A 17825-nucleotide genomic window follows, 5' to 3' on the forward strand; every position below is an offset into this window, starting at 1 on the left:
CTTATGACTTGAAAAAATAAAGAATTATTATTAATTGTTTGAAACAATTAATGTTGATGAATTAATAAAATGAAATATAAATAGTTTTGTTGATTTTCATGGTTGAGTTGATTTTTAAATTTAGGTTTTAGTTTTTATGAGAAAACAATAAAATCATTAATAACGGATCTTATGTTTTCAATTACAAAAATATATCTTTCTTTTGGATCATCAAGTGATTAATGAAAAAATAATATTAATTTTATACTCAATAAGCAAGGCAACCGATTCTATCCATTATAAGATCTTAGGATATTGCCCGTTTAAAAGATAATAACGATTTTCCATTGGCTTTAGTCAAAACTGATAATAAAAAAGTCCTGGAAGTAATTTTCCAGGACTTTGTTTTCCATATTTTATATCAACAATGATGTCGAATCTTAGATTTCTAAAGAAATCAAAGCTATATGTTTATGGCTCTTCTCAATATTAGTTGAAAGCTTCAATGATTTTAGAGAAATCCTCCAACTTCAAGGCTGCACCTCCAATCAGACCTCCATCGATATCAGGTTGAGAGAAAATTTCTTTTGCATTATCCGGTTTTACAGAACCTCCGTAAAGAATAGAGATTTCATCAGCAACTTCCTGTCCGTATTTAGCAGCAATGATACTTCTGATGTGAGCATGAATTTCCTGAGCCTGCTCAGGACTTGCTGTTTCTCCTGTTCCGATAGCCCAAACAGGTTCATAAGCGATCACTACCTTTTTAATTTCTTCAGCAGAAAGTGTAAATAATGCGACTTCAGTCTGATTTTTTACCACTTCAAAATGTTGTCCTGCTTTTCTTTGTTCAAGAGTTTCTCCGTTACAATATACAGGAATAAGACCTTTGTCCAGAGCCAATTTGATTTTTCTGTTGCAGTGAGAATCCGTTTCTCCGTGATACTGTCTTCTTTCAGAGTGCCCGATTAATGAACCGGTTGCATCAATCGATTCCAGCATATCTGCAGAAATTTCACCTGTGTACGCACCGCTTTCATGCTCACTCATATCCTGAGAAAATACTCCGATTTCATCCTTTTCAAAGATGTCTTTTGCCATCATCAGATATAAAGATGGTGGAGCAATCCAAACCTCACAGTTGGTTGCATTGTTATTCTTATAGCTTAGTAACTGAATCATCAATTGTTGTGCGTCAATTACATTTTTGTTCATTTTCCAGTTGCCTGCAACTATTTTTCTTCTCATAAGACTTATTATATTGATTTATTTACTTTTTATTTCTTTCCACTGATGAATCTGCGTTATCTGCAAAATCTGCGTGCTCTATTTTTTCTCGCTGATTAGTTTGATTTAGCAGATTAATAAAGTCACAATACACATTTTATAGGTTATTTACGACTCTCTTTATATTGTCTAAAATATTGGACGTATTGAAGTTAATTAATAATCCCAATTTTTTATCAGATAACCTTAAATAGGTATACAATTGTTTATAATGAACATTATCCAACTCCTTTACTGATTTCAATTCTAAGATAACTTTATCCTCTACTAAAATGTCAATTTTAAAATTAATATCAAATTTTTTCTTATCATAATAGACAGGAAGCATTACCTCTGATTTAACATTCAACCCATTATTTTCTAATTCGTAAATCAGTATTTTTTGATACACTGATTCCAATAAACCAGGTCCTAACTGGTTATAGACATTAAAAACACATTTTCTTACGATATATGAAATTTCATTTTCTGTCATTAGAAATAATCTGCGTTATCTGCAAAATCTGCGAGCTTATAACTATGCTAATCCCCAAAGGTTTTTCAAAAGAATATAGAAGGTATGCTCCTCCTCAGTTACTTTATGATCTGCTTTGATTAATGATTTTGCAAATTTTGCAAACTTTACACGTTCAGCTTCCGTAGAGTCATCATGGAAACATCTTGCATGAAACTCAAAGTGATCTTTCCATTCTTCAGGTTGTAAAAGGGCAAGAGTTTCCAGTTCATTGTCAAGATTCATTCTGAAAGGAAATTCATCAGCCATATACTGCTGTACAAGCATTCCTTCTTCCGGAGCAAATTCTCCGTCTACAGAAGATAAGATCATTAATAAGTGGTATCCGGCAATTGATTTATTTGATTTTTGCATGTTGTTTACAGTTTAAAATTTAATGTTTAAGTTTTCTAGTTGACATAGTCCTTTGCAGGTTGCTTGTCTACAATTTTTCCATTTTCAAGAATCAATACAAAAGGATTGCTTCTTGCAATGGTTTTAATGGCAGTTCCGTCCATCATGGCATTTTTGATGGTTTTAAAAGTATTCTGATCCGTTGAAACACCATAGATAAGAACTCCTTTCTGGGCATTTACCTTAGTTTCTACTTTTTGAAGAAGATCAGCTGAAACCTCTTTTGGATGATAGGAGAAAACAAGAATAGCTTTCGGAGCTTTTATGATCTCGTCCGTAAGTTCTATTCCTGTAGGATCTTCAATTTTGAATTTAACGATTTCAGATTTATAGCCTTCTTTTATCAGAACAGATTCATTTTTCCCTTCTTCAATTTTCCATGGAGAACCTTCTGCCCAATATTTTGTTTCTTTGATATAATCATCCTGGTTAACCTTTACAGCCTCGCCGGTTTTCTGATTTTTCAGCGAATAAAAAGTTTTATATTCAGAAGGATTTTTATTGATTTTATCTTTTTCACCCTTAATATCTGTTCCGATTTTATAATCCCGGAAATCAATAAGTGGTTCATGCATAATTCCCTGAGCCATAATGTAGATCATTACCACAGCGAAAGCAGCGAGTAAATAATATTTGAATTTGCCCGATGATTCCTTTCTGTCGCTGCTATATTCATCCTTTTTACGGAAGTCTTTTCGATACAGAACAAACAATAGGATAAGTCCTGCCAGAAGAGCAACATCTTTAAAGAAACTTTGCCAAGGAGTAAACTTGATGGCATCTCCAAAGCAACCGCAATCCGTTACTACATTGAAATACGCAGAATAGAACGTAAGAAATCCGAAGAACACACAAAGTGCTATTAGCGCTGATAAGGTAAATTTAAGCTTTAATTTAAGCAGCAACATAAACCCAAGGAAAAGCTCTAATACAACCACAATAATTGAAAACAGCAAAGCGAATTTTTCAAAAAATGGCATGTTGAATACAGCAGGTGAAAAATATTCTTCCATTTTGAAAGAGAATCCTACCAAATCCACAGCTTTTACAAAGCCTGAAAGGATAAAAATGACAGCAATAATAAAGCGTAATAAACCTTTGATCATGTTAAATATTTTTGGGTTCGAATTGATTTTCTTTTTCAGAGAACTTAATCAGACAAAAGACAGCATAATTCAGCATGTCGAAATAATTGGCATCCAGGCCTTCCGAAACAATAGTTTGCCCCTGGTTATCTTCAATTTGTTTGGTTCTCAATACTTTCTGGTAAATAAGATCTGTAATAGAAGAAATTCTCATATCTCTCCATGCCTCGCCATAATCATGATTTTTTCTTTCCATTAAAGCTTTCGCTTCGTTGGCATATTTGTCATACAGACTTAAAATCTCTTCTTTATTTTCATTAAAATCATTGGATAGACCTTTCTCAAGCTGGATAAGTCCAATGATAGAGTAGTTGACAATTGCGATAAATTCATCCTCCTCACTTTCATCCACCATTTTTTTATCAGTCATCTGCAAAGTACGGATTCTATTGACTTTGATATAAATCTGATCCGTAATGGAACTCGGCCTTAAAACCCTCCACGCTGCTCCATAATCCTGTAGCTTTTTACCGAAAAGATCACGACACTGACTGATAATTTTCTCGAATTGTATTGATGTTTGTAACATAAGTTTTCTTAATCTTCCAAATATACGAATTAGGTTCGATATTTACGAGTGAGAGCAAAGGGTTGAGAGCGTAGAAGGAGATAATTTACAAAGACTATCTGCCCTTTATAATTTTAACCAAAGACGGGTAATATGTGGCTATATTAATAGCTTTAGCTATGTTCTTAACTCTTCTTAAACACTTAAAAGATCTTAATGATTCGGATATTTTGAAAAAATAGACTCTAGTATGTATTTGATAATTCAGCAATTTTTGCCCTTAAAGAATCAGATTTTTTCTCATCTTTTCTTTTTATTCCTCAGCTACAATTCCAAATTAGTCACTAATTTTGTAACCTACAAAAATCATTCATCATTTATAAACATCCCATGCTCTCAAACCTTTCTATAGACAAACCATCTGACTCTGCTACCTTTTCGCTTAATTGTAATGGTCGTCTTGTACAGCTCGATATTCCAAAAATAATGGGAATCCTCAATCTTACTCCAGACTCTTTTTCAGATGGAGGTCAATTTAATAGCGAAAAATCAGCCCTGATTCAAGCAGAAAAATTACTGAAGGAAGGTGCCGAAATTATTGATATCGGGCCACAATCTACCCGCCCGAATGCTGAATTTTTGAGTGCTGAAAAAGAAATTAACCGAATTGGAAATATTATTTCCCGGATTAAAAAAGAATTTCCGGAAGCACTAATTTCACTCGACACATTTTATGCAGAAACCATAAAATTTGGGTTTAATGAAGGAATTGATATGATCAATGATATATCAGGCGGTCAGTACGATGCAAAGATGTTTGACATTGCAGCAGAAACAAAACTTCCTTATATTTTGATGCATGTCAATCCATCTTATGAAAGCATGCATGATAAAATTGAATTTAAAGATATTACTCTTGAAGTTAACAGATATTTTTCTCAAAAAGCAACAGAGCTTTTACAAAAAGGAGTAACAGATATTATCCTTGACCCGGGATTCGGTTTTGGTAAAACAGTCGATGATCAGATGAAAATGATGAACGAAGTAGAATATCTTGGTTTTAGAAAGTTTCCTTTGTTAATAGGTATTTCCAGGAAATCATTTATCTATAAGCCACTGGGAAAATCACCATTGGATATCAATGAGGAAACACAAAAACTTCATAGGAAAGTTTTAGAACAAGGGGCTAAAATTCTAAGGGTTCATGAGGTCGCTGCGGCAAAGGAAACGTTGACTCAGTTTTTACGAAAAAAATAAAAAGTGTTAAAAAAACTTGTGAGTAATTAAAAAGTTTATACATTTGCACTATGAATTTTACGAATCAGAAAAATATCATTGTCATTTCTATTATTGCTGTTGTCATTAACAACAGTAAGGAAGCGGCATTTTAAATAGAATTTAATTTAAATTATATACAAGCCGTTTCATCGTTGAAACGGCTTTTTTGTTTTAATTTTTTATTGTACAAAGTATGTATCAGTTATTAGCAGTAATTATTATCGTCATTATTATTCCCTTGCGTCTGTGAGAAGGAAAGTGTATGACTGTACATATATGAAGCCCTCTCACAGCGTGAGAGGGCTTTTTTTATTCCCTTAGTTAATTTTTTAAACCTTTATAGCATGTATTATAACGACGACACTGTCATCTATTTTGATGGAAACTTTATGAAAGCCAAAGACGCCGGAACAGATCTTTACGGACAATCTCTCCACTATGGATATTCCGTTTTTGAAGGTATAAAATCCTACAGTACAGATCATGGAACCAAAATTTTTAAAGCTAAAGAACATTACGAAAGACTGAGAAACTCTGCAGAACTGATGCATATTCCCTTTGATTATTCTGCAGATGAGCTTACAGAACTTACCTATGAGCTTTTAGAACGTAACGGATTCTCAGATGCTTACATCCGTCCACTGGTAACCTGTTCTCCCAATATGTCTCTTTCCAAAGGTAAAAAATCCTACCTGTCTTTACTTGCCTGGGAATGGAGCAACGGTTATCTGGCTGATAAAATGAAAATCATGACGTCAGATTTCCAGCGCCCGAATCCCAAAGCTTTCAAGGTTGAAGCTAAAGTAGGAGGTCATTATGTAAATTCTATTCTGGCTTGCCAGGATGCCAAAGACAAAGGATATGATGAAGCTCTTGTTTTAGATGAAAACGGAAATGTTGCGGAAAGTTCGGGGGCAAATGTTTTCTATGAAAAAGACGGTGTATTATTCACTCCTGCTAAAGGAAGTATCCTTCCTGGAATCACCAGGCAAACGGTTATGGAGATCTGTACTGAGCTGGATATTCCTGTGCAGGAAACATTTTTTAAACCTGAAGAAATGCGTGGTGCCGATGCAGGCTTTTTCTGTGGTACCGCTGCCGAAATCGTTGCCCTTGATTCATTGGACGATGTTCCTTTTACCAGAAGCTGGGAAGATACACAAAGTAAAAAAGTACAACAGGCTTATTTGAAAATGGTAAGAGTTCTGTCATTGTAAATTTTTAAAAATTAAACAATTGATTATCAAATAAATACATCTGTTTTTCAAACGATTGAGTATTGTAGTTTTCAGGAAAGTTAAAACTAAAACAATATTACAAGCTGTAGTTTTGGATCAAAATTAAATAAAAACTTCATGTATGAATTTCGGAAAAATGGAAATTTTTAATGCCGGACTGAGAGAAAAGAAGAAAAGAAAATGCAAGACAATATGTTAAATAAATATTCAAAAACATTCACACAAAACAGTGAGCAGCCCGCAGCAAAAGCCATGTTGTACGGGATAGGTTTTACAGAAGAAGATATGCAGAAGGCTCAGGTCGGAATTGCAAGTATGGGCTATGACGGAAATACCTGCAATATGCACCTGAATGATTTGGCTAAAGTTGTAAAAAGAGGAACCTGGGCTCAAGGTCTTGCAGGATTGGTGTTCAATACCATCGGTGTAAGTGACGGAATGAGCAATGGAACTGATGGAATGCGATATTCTCTGGTAAGCAGGGACGTTATTGCAGACAGCATTGAAGCCATCTGTGGTGCCCAGTATTATGATGGACTTATCGCTTTACCGGGGTGTGATAAAAATATGCCGGGAACTATTATCGCCATGGGAAGACTTGACAGGCCTTCAATCATGGTGTATGGCGGAACAATCGCTCCCGGATGTTACAAAGGAGAAGCCCTCAATATTGTTTCTGCCTTTGAAGCGCTGGGAAAAAAGATAGCCGGAGAAATTTCTGAAGAAGATTTCGAGGGTGTAGTTAAAAATTCTTGTCCCGGAGCCGGAGCATGCGGAGGTATGTATACAGCCAATACGATGGCATCAGCAATAGAAGCATTGGGGATGAGCCTGCCATATTCTTCTTCTAATCCGGCCTTGAGCGAAGAAAAAAAAGAAGAATGTCTGGAAGCCGGAAAGTATCTGAAAATATTATTGGAAAAAGATATCAAACCTTCTGATATCATGACGCGAAAAGCTTTTGAAAATGCACTTCGCATAATTGTTATTCTGGGTGGTAGTACCAACGCAGTCCTGCATTTTATTGCCATGGCTAAAAGCGTCGGAGTATCAATTACCCAGGATGATTTCCAAAAAATGAGCGACTGTACACCTGTTTTGGCTGATCTTAAACCAAGCGGAAAATACCTAATGCAGGACTTGCACGAACATGGAGGAACTCCGGCTGTTATGAAATACTTATTGGAGCAGGGATTATTACATGGAGATTGTTTAACGGTTACCGGAAGAACTTTATCCGAAAACCTTGAAAATGTTCCTGATTTGAATTTTAATAAGCAGAAGATTATCAGACCTTTATCAAACCCGATAAAAGAAACAGGACACCTGAGAATTCTGTATGGAAATCTGGCAGAACAGGGAAGTGTTGCCAAGATCACAGGAAAAGAAGGTGAACGCTTTACGGGAAAAGCTAGAGTATTTGATGGAGAAAAGAACCTGATCCGGGGCATCGAAGACGGAACCGTACAACAAGGCGATGTCATTGTAATCCGTCATGAAGGCCCAAAAGGAGCACCGGGTATGCCTGAAATGCTGAAGCCAACCAGCGCTTTGATAGGTGCGGGTTTAGGAAACAGTGTCGCTTTAATTACAGATGGAAGGTTCAGTGGAGGGACGCATGGCTTTGTGGTAGGACATATTACTCCTGAAGCTCATGAAGGAGGTTTGATTGCTTTTGTGAAAGATAATGACCTGATCGAAATTGATGCAGTAAACAATACCATTGAATTAAAAGTTTCTGAAGAAGAAATAGCCAGAAGAAAAGAAGGATGGCAAAAGCCTGAGCTTAAGGTAAAAAAAGGACTCTTGTACAAATATGCCCTTACCGTATCATCAGCCGCCGAAGGCTGCGTAACAGACGAAATCACTTAATAAAATCATAAATGAAGAACCCGAATTTATCAATAGAAAAAGAGCTTAGCGGCAGCCGGATTATCCTTGAAGCTTTTCTTCAGGAAGGAGTGAAAACCATTTTCGGATATCCCGGTGGTGCCATTATTCCCATTTACGATGCTCTTTATGATTATCAGGAAAAGCTGAAACATATTCTGGTGCGGCATGAGCAGGCAGCTGTACATGCAGCACAGGGATTGGCCAGGGTCTCAGGAGAAGTAGGTGTGGTAATGGCTACAAGTGGTCCCGGAGCAACCAATCTGGTGACAGGATTAGCTGATGCATTATTGGATAATACCCCTGTTGTATGCATTACAGGACAGGTTTTTGACCATCTTTTGGGAACAGATGCTTTTCAGGAAATCGATGTCATGAATATCACAAGCCCGGTAACCAAATGGAATTATCAGGTTACCGATGCCAATGAGCTTCCTGAAGTTTTGGCTAAAGCATTCTATATCGCAAGATCAGGACGTCCCGGTCCGGTATTGATTGATGTCACGAAAAATGCCCAGTTGCAGCATGTTCTTTATACAGGATATACGCCGTGTCACTCATTGAGAAGCTACAGACCTGATCCTGTTCCTTGCATGGATAGTATTGAAAAAGCGGCTGCTTTGATTAATACAGCAGAGAAGCCTTTCATTATTGCAGGTCAGGGAATTCTTTTAGGGAAAGCTGAAAAAGAATTTTTAGAGTTTGCCGAAAAGTCAGGAATTCCTGTAGCATGGACGGTTTTAGGAATGAGCGCTATTCCTACAGATCATCCGCAGGCAGTAGGAATGGTAGGAATGCACGGAAATTACGGACCCAATGTTCTTTCCAATCAATGTGATGTTTTGATTGCTGTAGGAATGCGTTTTGACGATCGTGTTACAGGAAGATTAGACCAGTATGTGAAGCAAGCTAAAGTGATTCATCTCGATATTGATAAAGCGGAGATCAATAAAAATGTGATTGTTGATGTACCGATTCTTGGGAACTGTAAGCATACTTTACCGCTTCTTACTGAGCTTATTCAGAAAAGGCAACATCCTGACTGGCATAAAAAATTCAAAGATTGTTATGAAATTGAAAGCATTAATCTTATTAATCGTGAATTGTACCCTGAAGAAGGAGAGATCACGATGGGAGAAGTTATCCGATGTCTCAACGAGATGACTGAAGGAGAAGCAGTGATTGTAACTGACGTAGGACAGCATCAAATGGCAACTTGTCGTTATTCAAAATTTAATAATTCAAGAACAAATATTACAAGTGGCGGATTGGGAACGATGGGATTTTGTCTTCCCGCTGCAATGGGAGCAGCTTATGGAGATACCGGCAGGCAGATTATTGCGGTCATGGGAGATGGAGGCGCCCAGATGAATATTCAGGAATTGGGAACCATTATGCAGTATCGTCCAGAGATCAAAATTTTGATCCTTAATAACAGTTATCTCGGTATGGTAAGGCAGTGGCAGGAATTGTTTCACGAAGAAAGATATTCGTCAGTAGATATTAAGAGTCCGGATTTTGTACAGGTCGCCAAAGGCTATGATATTCCTGGAAGAAAGGTTTCTCAGAGAGTAGATTTGGAGAATGGACTTCTCGAAATGCTTGACCACCGGGGAACTTTTCTTCTCGAAGTCATGACCGGTAAAGAACATAATGTATTTCCCATGATTCCTCAGGGAAAAAGTGTTTCAGAAATAGTACTGAATAATAATTTTTAAAAAAGAAAAAGATGCAAACAGAACATAAAGAATATACAATTACAGCTTACACAGAAGATTATTTGGGATTGATCAGCCGGATCAATGCTATTTTTTCCAGAAGAAGAATCTCAATGGTCACTTTTAATGTGGGGCCTTCCGAAACAGAAAAAATTAAAAAATTCATCATCGTCATTAAGGAAACGGAAGAATCTGTTCAGAAAATTACAAGACAAATGGAAAAACAGGTGGATGTACTGGAAGTTCATTATCATAAAAATCCACATTTTACGGCAATGGAATATGCCAGTTAAATATAAAAGTGAAACTGTTAAGCAGGAAGAAAAATAAGACTTAAGAATCTTTATTAATCAAAATAATACATAATAAATAAAATCAAAAAAAATGGCAAAATTGAATTTTGGCGGAGTTGAAGAAAACGTAGTAACAAGAGAAGAATTTCCTTTACAAAAAGCTCAGGAAACATTAAAAGATGAAGTAGTAGCAGTAATCGGGTATGGTGTACAGGGACCGGGACAGGCACTTAACCAGAAAGATAATGGTATTAATGTGATTGTTGGTCAAAGAAAAAACTCAAAATCATGGGATAAAGCGGTAGCAGACGGGTTTGTTCCGGGCGAGACTTTATTTGAAATTGAAGAAGCTTTGCAAAAAGGAACCATTATCTGCTATCTTTTAAGTGATGCTGCACAAATTGAATACTGGCCTAAAGTAAAGCAACATCTTACTGCCGGAAAAGCATTGTATTTCTCCCATGGTTTCGGAATTACTTTCAATGAACGCACCGGAATTGTTCCTCCCGCTGATGTTGACGTTTTTCTGGTTGCTCCAAAAGGATCAGGAACTTCATTGAGAAGAATGTTTCTGCAGGATAGAGGATTGAACTCCAGTTTTGCCGTATATCAGGATGCAACAGGAAAGGCCAGAGAAAGAGTGACGGCGTTAGGAATAGCGATCGGAAGCGGTTATTTATTTGAAACTGATTTTAAAAAAGAAGTATTCAGCGATTTGGCAGGTGAAAGAGGAACTCTGATGGGTGCAGTACAAGGGATTTTTGCAGCACAATATGATGTGTTGAGGAAAAACGGACACAGCCCGTCCGAAGCTTTTAATGAAACGGTAGAAGAACTTACCCAATCATTAATGCCATTAGTTGCAGAAAACGGAATGGACTGGATGTATGCGAATTGCAGCACAACAGCACAAAGAGGAGCATTGGATTGGTGGAAACGTTTCAGAGATGCTACTTCGCCTTTATTTGAAGAGTTGTACGACAATGTTGCCAAAGGAAATGAAGCTCAAAGATCCATCGACAGCAACAGCAAACCAGATTACAGAGAAAAACTGGAAGTAGAATTGACTGAGTTGAGAGAAAGTGAAATGTGGAGAGCAGGAAAGACAGTACGAAGTCTGCGTCCAGAAAACAATTAATCAACATGAACAATGATGAAAGAAGAAGTAGTCTGTTCCTCCGCTTTAGAGAATATCTACAAAGCGGAGGAAAGACTTAAAAAGGTTGTTGTAAAAACCCCTTTAGCCGTCAATAATAATCTGTCGGCAATTTATGAAGCAAAAATAAACTTTAAAAGAGAAGATCTTCAAAGGGTAAGATCCTATAAAATCAGGGGAGCTTATAATAAAATGGCTACTATGTCTCCGGAAAATCTTGCTAAAGGAGTGGTTTGTGCCAGTGCAGGAAATCATGCTCAGGGAGTAGCTTTTGCTTGTAGTGCTATGAAATTGAAAGGGACTATTTTCATGCCTTTGCCCACGCCGGGACAAAAATTGGAGCAGGTGAAAATGTTTGGTGGTGATGAGATCGATATTGTTTTGCATGGCGATACTTTTGATGAGGCTAAAGATGCTGCGATGAGGTTTTGTAAAGACCGGGACGGAGTATTTATTCATCCTTTTGATGATCCGGCTATTATCGAAGGTCAGGCTACAACTGCGTTGGAGATTTTACAACAGGCAGAAGAACCCATCGATTATCTATTTGTACCCATTGGAGGTGGTGGTCTGGCTGCAGGGATTTGTACTGTTTTTCAGGAATTGTCTCCACAAACCAGAATTATTGGCGTGGAACCCACCGCAGCTGCCAGCATGAAAAGAGCACTGGAAAAAGGAAGTCCTGTGCTTTTGGAAAAGATAAGTCGTTTTGTGGATGGAGCTGCCGTTCAACAAGTAGGAAATCTTACGTTTGAGCTTTGCAAAAATGTGCTTTACGATATGGCTACGGTGGACGAAGGATCAGTATGTGAAACCATATTATCGTTGTATAATAAAGATGCTATCGTCGTAGAACCTGCGGGAGCCCTTTCTGTTGCCGCTCTTGAGAAATTCAAAGATGAGATCAAAGGGAAAAATGTGGTATGCGTAATCAGTGGAAGCAATAATGATATTACCCGTATGGAAGAAATCAAAGAAAAAGCTCTTTTGTATGCCGGGTTAAAACATTATTTTCTGGTAAGATTTCCGCAACGTCCGGGGGCTTTGAAAGCTTTTGTGATGGATGTGCTGGGATCTGATGATGACATTACTTATTTTGAATACACTCAAAAAAATTCAAAAGAAAAAGGAATTGCTGTTGTGGGAATTGCCTTGAAACAAAGGCAGGATTTTACTCCATTGCTCCAAAAAATGAAACAATATGATTTCTTTGTAAACTATCTGAACAATGACCCTTCCTTAATGAATCTACTTATTTAGGAAGGCCGGAAGTGTACTTTTAAGAAAGATTTTCAATGACATAGGAAACTGGAGCGTAAAGAAAATGAATGCTGTGAACGTTAAAAAAACTCTTATGTTTGAGTGCGGGGCAAATTCTGATTCTAAACTTAGAGAGCTACCGCACGAGTTTTAGAGTTTTTAGAGAACAGATTTCATTTTTAGCGGAAGTTTCCAGGTCTTGAACTTTTGGTTCTTTTGCTTCTTTTGCTTCAAGGTAAAAGAACATTTTTAATCATTTAAACACTGCGTTAAAAAAGAATACATATAGGTAAAATATTGATGCCGAAAACTCAGAGTTTATCTTAAGAAATCGCGCTGATCAAGGAGATTACGCAGATTTTAAAATCCAATCATCTGCCGGATTTGCTTTAAAAAATCTGGAAGCTGGAAGAGGGAAGTGGAGAGTTACTATTAGTCGTGAGACATTTGGTTGTTGGCAATTATTAAAGAATCAACTTAAGCTAATGAGTGTACTTATATTTTCAAATTTTGAGAAAGATTTTCAATGACATAGGAAACTGGAGCGTAAAGAAAATGAACGCTGTGAACGTTAAAAAAACTCTTATGTTTGAGTGCGGGGCAAATTCTGATTCTAAACTTAGAGTGCTACCGCACGAGTTTTAGAGTTTTTAGAGAACAGATTTCATTTTTAGCGGAAGTTTGCAGGTCTTGAACTTTTGGTTCTTTTGCTTCAAGGTAAAAGAACATTTTTAATCATTTAAGCACTGCGTTAAAAAGAATATATACATATAAAATATTGATACCGAAAATTCAGAATTTATTTTAAGAAATCACGCTGATCAAGGAAATTATGCAGATTTTAAAATCCAATCATCTGCCGGATTTGCTTAATCGGCGAGAAGATTATTCGTTAAGTTCATGATTCTAAAAACACAATGATGAAAAAAGCTTCACAAAAATTTGTGAAGCTTTTTATTTATCTTTCAAGCGAAAAGTTAGCAATAACTTTCGGACGTTCTGTTTCATTGGCAACTTTCCAGGATGTTCTGTACATCCATTCAGTCATTTTATATAACTTTTTGTAGTTGATATTTTCGGATTCATCTTGTGGTGTATGGTACTGATCGTGTAATACGCTAGTAAAAAACACAGCCGGAATTCCAATTTTAGCATAAGGAAGATGATCACTTCTAAAATAAAAATACTCAGCATGATTCGGGGAGTCCCAATCTTTTAAATACTTGAATTTTGTACTTTCATTATTGGCGTCTTCAGCCATTTTTACAAGCTCTTCAGAATTTTTATGGGGAGCATTTCCTCCCAGTAAAGCCGCTTCATTATTATCATTTCTTCCGATCATATCTCCGTTCAGAACGGCTACAATTTTCTCTTTCGGAACTACGGGATGAGCAGCGTGCCACCTGGATCCCAGTAATCCTCTCTCTTCAGCACCATGGAAAACAAATAAAATACTTCTTTTTCCAGGTTGCTTTTTATACGCTCTGGCCATCGCGAGCATGGCTACACAGGTACTTGCATTATCGTCGGCACCGTTGTATATAGTGTCATTTTTTACAGGATGTCGGATGCCGTCATGATCCTGATGTCCGCTCAATAAAACATATTCACTTTTAAGGACAGGATCTGTTCCTTCTATTTTTCCGATAACGTTTACAGAAGGGTATTTATACGTTTCAGTGATCAGATTTAATGAGAGTTTAGGATTATTTTTTACCCAGCTTGCATTTTCTCTTTTAATCCATAAAATAGGAATATTGTTGGTGATTTTCTCTCTTAAACCTTCTACTCCGTAACTTCCTCTGGTCATTTGAGGCAGAACTTCTACCCAGCTTTTTTCAGAAATATCATCTGTGATAAAAATAATAGCCTTTGCTCCCAGTTCATAGGCTTTATTATAGTACTTAGTTCGCACAAAACCAGGATATCTTCTTACAAAAAGAGTCATTTCTTTGTCTATATTTTTATCAGAAGCATTTACAGCAAGAACTTTTCCTTTGATATTGAATTTAGAAAGATCTTCAGGTTCAGTATTTCCGGTATACACAATTTCGCCATCTACAGAAGTATTGACTGGTTCCGCAACCAGAAAGTCTTTCCATAGATTGAGGTTTTTATCACCGATTTTTAAACTGCTTTGGGAAGTGATCTGATGTCTGTACATCTCAAAAAACTGGAAAAAAGTTCCGTGATCGCCGGCAGGTTGCATTCCTGCTTCTTTAGCTTTGTCGGCAAGCCACATAGAAACTTTAAGCTCATCCAAAGTTCCGGCTTCGCGTCCCCAGAATTGGTCTGCAGCCATCTCATACATGTCTTTTCTGAGATCAGTTTCTTTGATGGCTGAAATCAACGGCTTTTTGTAGCTCTGAGCATGTCCGAGGCTAAACAGGAATAAGCTTAGCAGTGAAAAAATATAATTTTTATTCATTCTTTTTTTAATTCAAGTAAGAAAGTTTATCAGAAAATTGTTTGGAGAACTCTTTTCTGTCTTCTTCTAATTTTTCAGGGGCAGAAGGTAAAATATAGTTGAACAGAATTTTATCTTCATGGTCTAAAAAGATAATTTCCTTCTCATTTCCATCGATCATTTGTGAGAAAATTTCCCACATGGAAGTATCTTTTAATTTTAATAATTCAAAAAACTGTTCTGCTTTTATTTCGATTTTTTGCATGTAATGATATTGTATAATGTATTCTTAAAAGGGTTTAGAACTCCAAGAATTTCAGCTTAAACTGAATAGCAAAGTTCTGTTTGAAGTTGGGCGTTGCGTAGTATCCGACTCTATAGAAGAATCCTAAATTGAAGTAGCTGGAAAGGAAGTTGTTCCACTCCAATCCGACTTCCTGATACAGGTGATCGAGTTTTTTGAATTTAAACTGATGGTATTCCGGGTGCTTCATATCTCCAATGGTTCCTCTTAGTACAAAATCGAAGCTGGAAACATTGTGGCCAAAACTTTTAAAATAAAATGGAAGCCTGTGGGTAAAGTAGTAGGCTACAAATCTGTCATTATAATACTTTCCACCTTCCAGCGTTGCAAAACCAAGGAACGAGGTAAGGTTGAAATTGAAATCTTTACCTGGTGAAGCAAGCCCGTTCATGGTGAAGTTTTTCCAGATAGGAGCTTCTCCCAAAACCATTCCTCCATATAATCTGAAACCGGTTGTTCCAATAGGTGTTTTAAAATTATAAAGGAACAGGGCATCAAAACGGGAATAATTAAAATTTCCACCCAATGCTTTGTAGCTTTGTTCGTAATTAAAATATAACTCAGGATACTTCTGATCAATCAGAGATTTACCCTGTGGCGTCATGATATTGGTAGAATTCGGAGAATATTTTAAAGTGAATAGCGTATTAAAGTTTTTAAATGAAGACCCTGCATTTCTAAACTGATAATCAAACTCAGCTTCCTCAATATTTCTTCTTGCTGCAAAAGCAAGAGTAAGCCCGTTGGTCACGTCATTCAGATAGGATAAGGAAGTTCCTTTAAAATGAAAGTACTTATCATTGTTTAGGTTATTCCCAAAATTCATCATCCTCATTTTAAAGGTCCAGAGTCTTCTGTAGAACTCTCCGGAAGCTGTTACATCATCATAAAATTCAAATCTGAAGAACGAATTTTTCTTCAGAGTAGTCTTTACGTCAAGACCCATTCCATACTTCCATCTTCTGTCTTTTACTCCGTAGGCAAAATAATAATCAGGGGAGAAATATGGGTTGAAGTTTTCATTCATTTTAGCTTTTAACCCCAATCTGAAGCCTTCATAAGAGTTGAAATTGACTATTTCATCAACGGCAAAATCCACAGAATTAACCCTTATCTGGCCGTTAAGAAGCCCTGAAATGATCTGGGCTTTGTTGTCAATTTTATACTTTTTACCTAAACTGTCGATCGTTTTATAGGTATTTCTTTCTCTTTCCGTCAACGGATCTGTTCTGTAATGTTCAAGCGAATGCCCGTCGATACTTTTGATATCAAAGGTGTATCCTTTGAATTCCTTGGGATCTTCTTCAATAGGAGATTGGAAATCAAAATATTTTGAGGTCAGAAAGGCGTAGGTGCCGAAGCTTTTTTTATCCTTCTTTTCCCCTCTGTCTTTATCATCCATCGCCATTTTCCCCATTTTAAGCTTTGCCGTTTCATGGGCGAGGAACCATTTATTATTGTAAAATACCCATGTACTGGTAATAATTCCGTCATTCTTGTTTTTACTGAAATTTTCAATTTTTTTGACCCCGTAGGTTTCAGTATCTACATAGATGGCACCGTTGTATTTTCTTTTTCTATCCGGGTTTTTATAATTTACCTCACGAAAACGGATCACAAAGTTTTTCCTTCCGTCAAGTTCTATCGTATCGGAAAGAAAGAATCTGTACAACCCTCTGTTTTCCTGTTTAAGCTGTTCAGGCACAACATCTCTGTTGCTTTGCTGAAGAGCAATCATTTCATAGACCGGTTGTTTCAGACCGGAAATTCTGTTGTCCAGAATATTAATTTTCTCACCGTATTTTTTTGAATACAGAAACTCCTGAGCCCTTTCCCAAAGAAAGAGTTTGCTTTTTGAAAATATCTTTCTTGCATTGCTGTTATTTAATGAATCTTTCTCCCTTTTTTTCTTGAAAAGGTTCATGTCATTAAAATATTGATTGAATTGAGTAAGACTATCCTGATCAATGTCCAAAGACACTTTCTCATAAGATTTAAAAGAATAAGAACTTAAACTTTTAGGAGAATTCTGATTGAATAACTTATTTACTTTTTTAAGAATTTCCAGTGCTCTGGGGTCACTTTTATCCTCAATAACTACAGTTTCAATAGAAGTAGTGATTTTTGACGTTTTTTTCAGCATTGAAACTTCAATACTGCTATCTACAGATGCGGTTTCTGCCTGATAAGCGTCCGCTTCAATATCTATGGATTTACAAGTCGTCTTAAATTCAAGAACACCCTGAGCGTTTGTATAACCCAGAATTTGATTGTCACAGGATATTTTAGCATTTGAGATAGGCTTATGACTGGTATCATCAACAATTTTAATTTTCGATTGTGAGTATCCCAAAAAGCAGATCAGAAAAAAAAATAATAATAAACCCTTTTTCATGTGGAAAAACTATGTCAAAAATAATCATATTTATTGTGTTAGAAAAGTTTTTAACATAGT

15 protein-coding genes are annotated in these 17825 nt (G+C 36.5%); 7 read left to right on the plus strand and 8 right to left on the minus strand.

The window, feature by feature from the left end:
* Window positions 1-468: 468 nt before the first annotated feature.
* The 5 genes from tpiA to EG342_RS13300 all read right to left on the minus strand — a co-directional run bounded on the left by tpiA (window position 469) and on the right by EG342_RS13300 (window position 3847).
* A complete protein-coding gene (gene tpiA / locus EG342_RS13280) occupies window positions 469-1227 on the minus strand; it encodes a triose-phosphate isomerase (RefSeq protein WP_103294089.1) in 759 nt (252 codons plus the stop codon).
* A 136-nt stretch (window positions 1228-1363) separates the two neighbouring features.
* The gene (locus EG342_RS13285) at window positions 1364-1741 is read right to left on the minus strand and encodes a GxxExxY protein (RefSeq protein ID WP_103294090.1); all 378 of its coding nucleotides are present in this window, start codon (window positions 1739-1741) and stop codon (window positions 1364-1366) included.
* 42 nt (window positions 1742-1783) lie between these two features.
* Entirely contained in the window at window positions 1784-2134 is a 351-nt protein-coding gene (locus EG342_RS13290; protein WP_103294091.1) for a tellurite resistance TerB family protein, read from the minus strand.
* Window positions 2135-2169: 35 nt separating this feature from the next.
* On the minus strand, window positions 2170-3279 hold the full coding sequence (locus EG342_RS13295; RefSeq protein WP_103294092.1) for a BT_3928 family protein: 1110 nt from the start codon (window positions 3277-3279) through the stop codon (window positions 2170-2172).
* A 1-nt stretch (window position 3280) separates the two neighbouring features.
* Complete coding sequence (locus EG342_RS13300; RefSeq protein WP_103294093.1) at window positions 3281-3847, minus strand: DUF1599 domain-containing protein; 567 nt, start codon at window positions 3845-3847, stop codon at window positions 3281-3283.
* A 369-nt stretch (window positions 3848-4216) separates the two neighbouring features.
* Here EG342_RS13300 and folP point away from each other — a divergent pair, with 369 nt between their 5' ends.
* From folP to ilvA, 7 genes are all read left to right on the plus strand, one after another.
* The gene (gene folP / locus EG342_RS13305; RefSeq protein WP_185126929.1) at window positions 4217-5083 is read left to right on the plus strand and encodes a dihydropteroate synthase; all 867 of its coding nucleotides are present in this window, start codon (window positions 4217-4219) and stop codon (window positions 5081-5083) included.
* A 365-nt stretch (window positions 5084-5448) separates the two neighbouring features.
* Entirely contained in the window at window positions 5449-6321 is an 873-nt protein-coding gene (gene ilvE / locus EG342_RS13310; RefSeq protein ID WP_103294095.1) for a branched-chain-amino-acid transaminase, read from the plus strand.
* Between the two features lie 213 nt (window positions 6322-6534).
* Complete coding sequence (ilvD, locus tag EG342_RS13315; protein WP_185126930.1) at window positions 6535-8214, plus strand: dihydroxy-acid dehydratase; 1680 nt, start codon at window positions 6535-6537, stop codon at window positions 8212-8214.
* A gap of 11 nt (window positions 8215-8225) precedes the next feature.
* Complete coding sequence (gene ilvB / locus EG342_RS13320) at window positions 8226-9950, plus strand: biosynthetic-type acetolactate synthase large subunit (RefSeq protein WP_103294097.1); 1725 nt, start codon at window positions 8226-8228, stop codon at window positions 9948-9950.
* An 11-nt stretch (window positions 9951-9961) separates the two neighbouring features.
* Window positions 9962-10243: an ACT domain-containing protein gene (locus EG342_RS13325; protein ID WP_103294098.1), complete on the plus strand. Its 282-nt coding sequence runs from the start codon at window positions 9962-9964 to the stop codon at window positions 10241-10243.
* Window positions 10244-10334: 91 nt separating this feature from the next.
* Window positions 10335-11381 (plus strand): ketol-acid reductoisomerase, encoded by a 1047-nt coding sequence (gene ilvC, locus EG342_RS13330; protein ID WP_103294099.1) that lies wholly within the window; start codon window positions 10335-10337, stop codon window positions 11379-11381.
* Between the two features lie 12 nt (window positions 11382-11393).
* Complete coding sequence (gene ilvA, locus EG342_RS13335; RefSeq protein WP_103294100.1) at window positions 11394-12659, plus strand: threonine ammonia-lyase IlvA; 1266 nt, start codon at window positions 11394-11396, stop codon at window positions 12657-12659.
* Between the two features lie 958 nt (window positions 12660-13617).
* On the opposite strand, the gene EG342_RS13340 is transcribed toward ilvA, so the two are convergent.
* Genes EG342_RS13340 through EG342_RS13350 form a run of 3 tightly spaced genes read right to left on the minus strand, consistent with a single transcriptional unit; the run spans window position 13618 to window position 17765 of the window.
* Entirely contained in the window at window positions 13618-15087 is a 1470-nt protein-coding gene (locus EG342_RS13340; RefSeq protein ID WP_103294101.1) for a M20/M25/M40 family metallo-hydrolase, read from the minus strand.
* Window positions 15088-15094: 7 nt separating this feature from the next.
* The gene (locus EG342_RS13345) at window positions 15095-15331 is read right to left on the minus strand and encodes a hypothetical protein (protein WP_103294102.1); all 237 of its coding nucleotides are present in this window, start codon (window positions 15329-15331) and stop codon (window positions 15095-15097) included.
* 34 nt (window positions 15332-15365) lie between these two features.
* Window positions 15366-17765: a hypothetical protein gene (locus tag EG342_RS13350; RefSeq protein WP_103294103.1), complete on the minus strand. Its 2400-nt coding sequence runs from the start codon at window positions 17763-17765 to the stop codon at window positions 15366-15368.
* Window positions 17766-17825 lie beyond the last annotated feature (60 nt).

The organism is Chryseobacterium lactis (genome assembly GCF_003815875.1).
GTDB lineage: Bacteria > Bacteroidota > Bacteroidia > Flavobacteriales > Weeksellaceae > Chryseobacterium > Chryseobacterium lactis.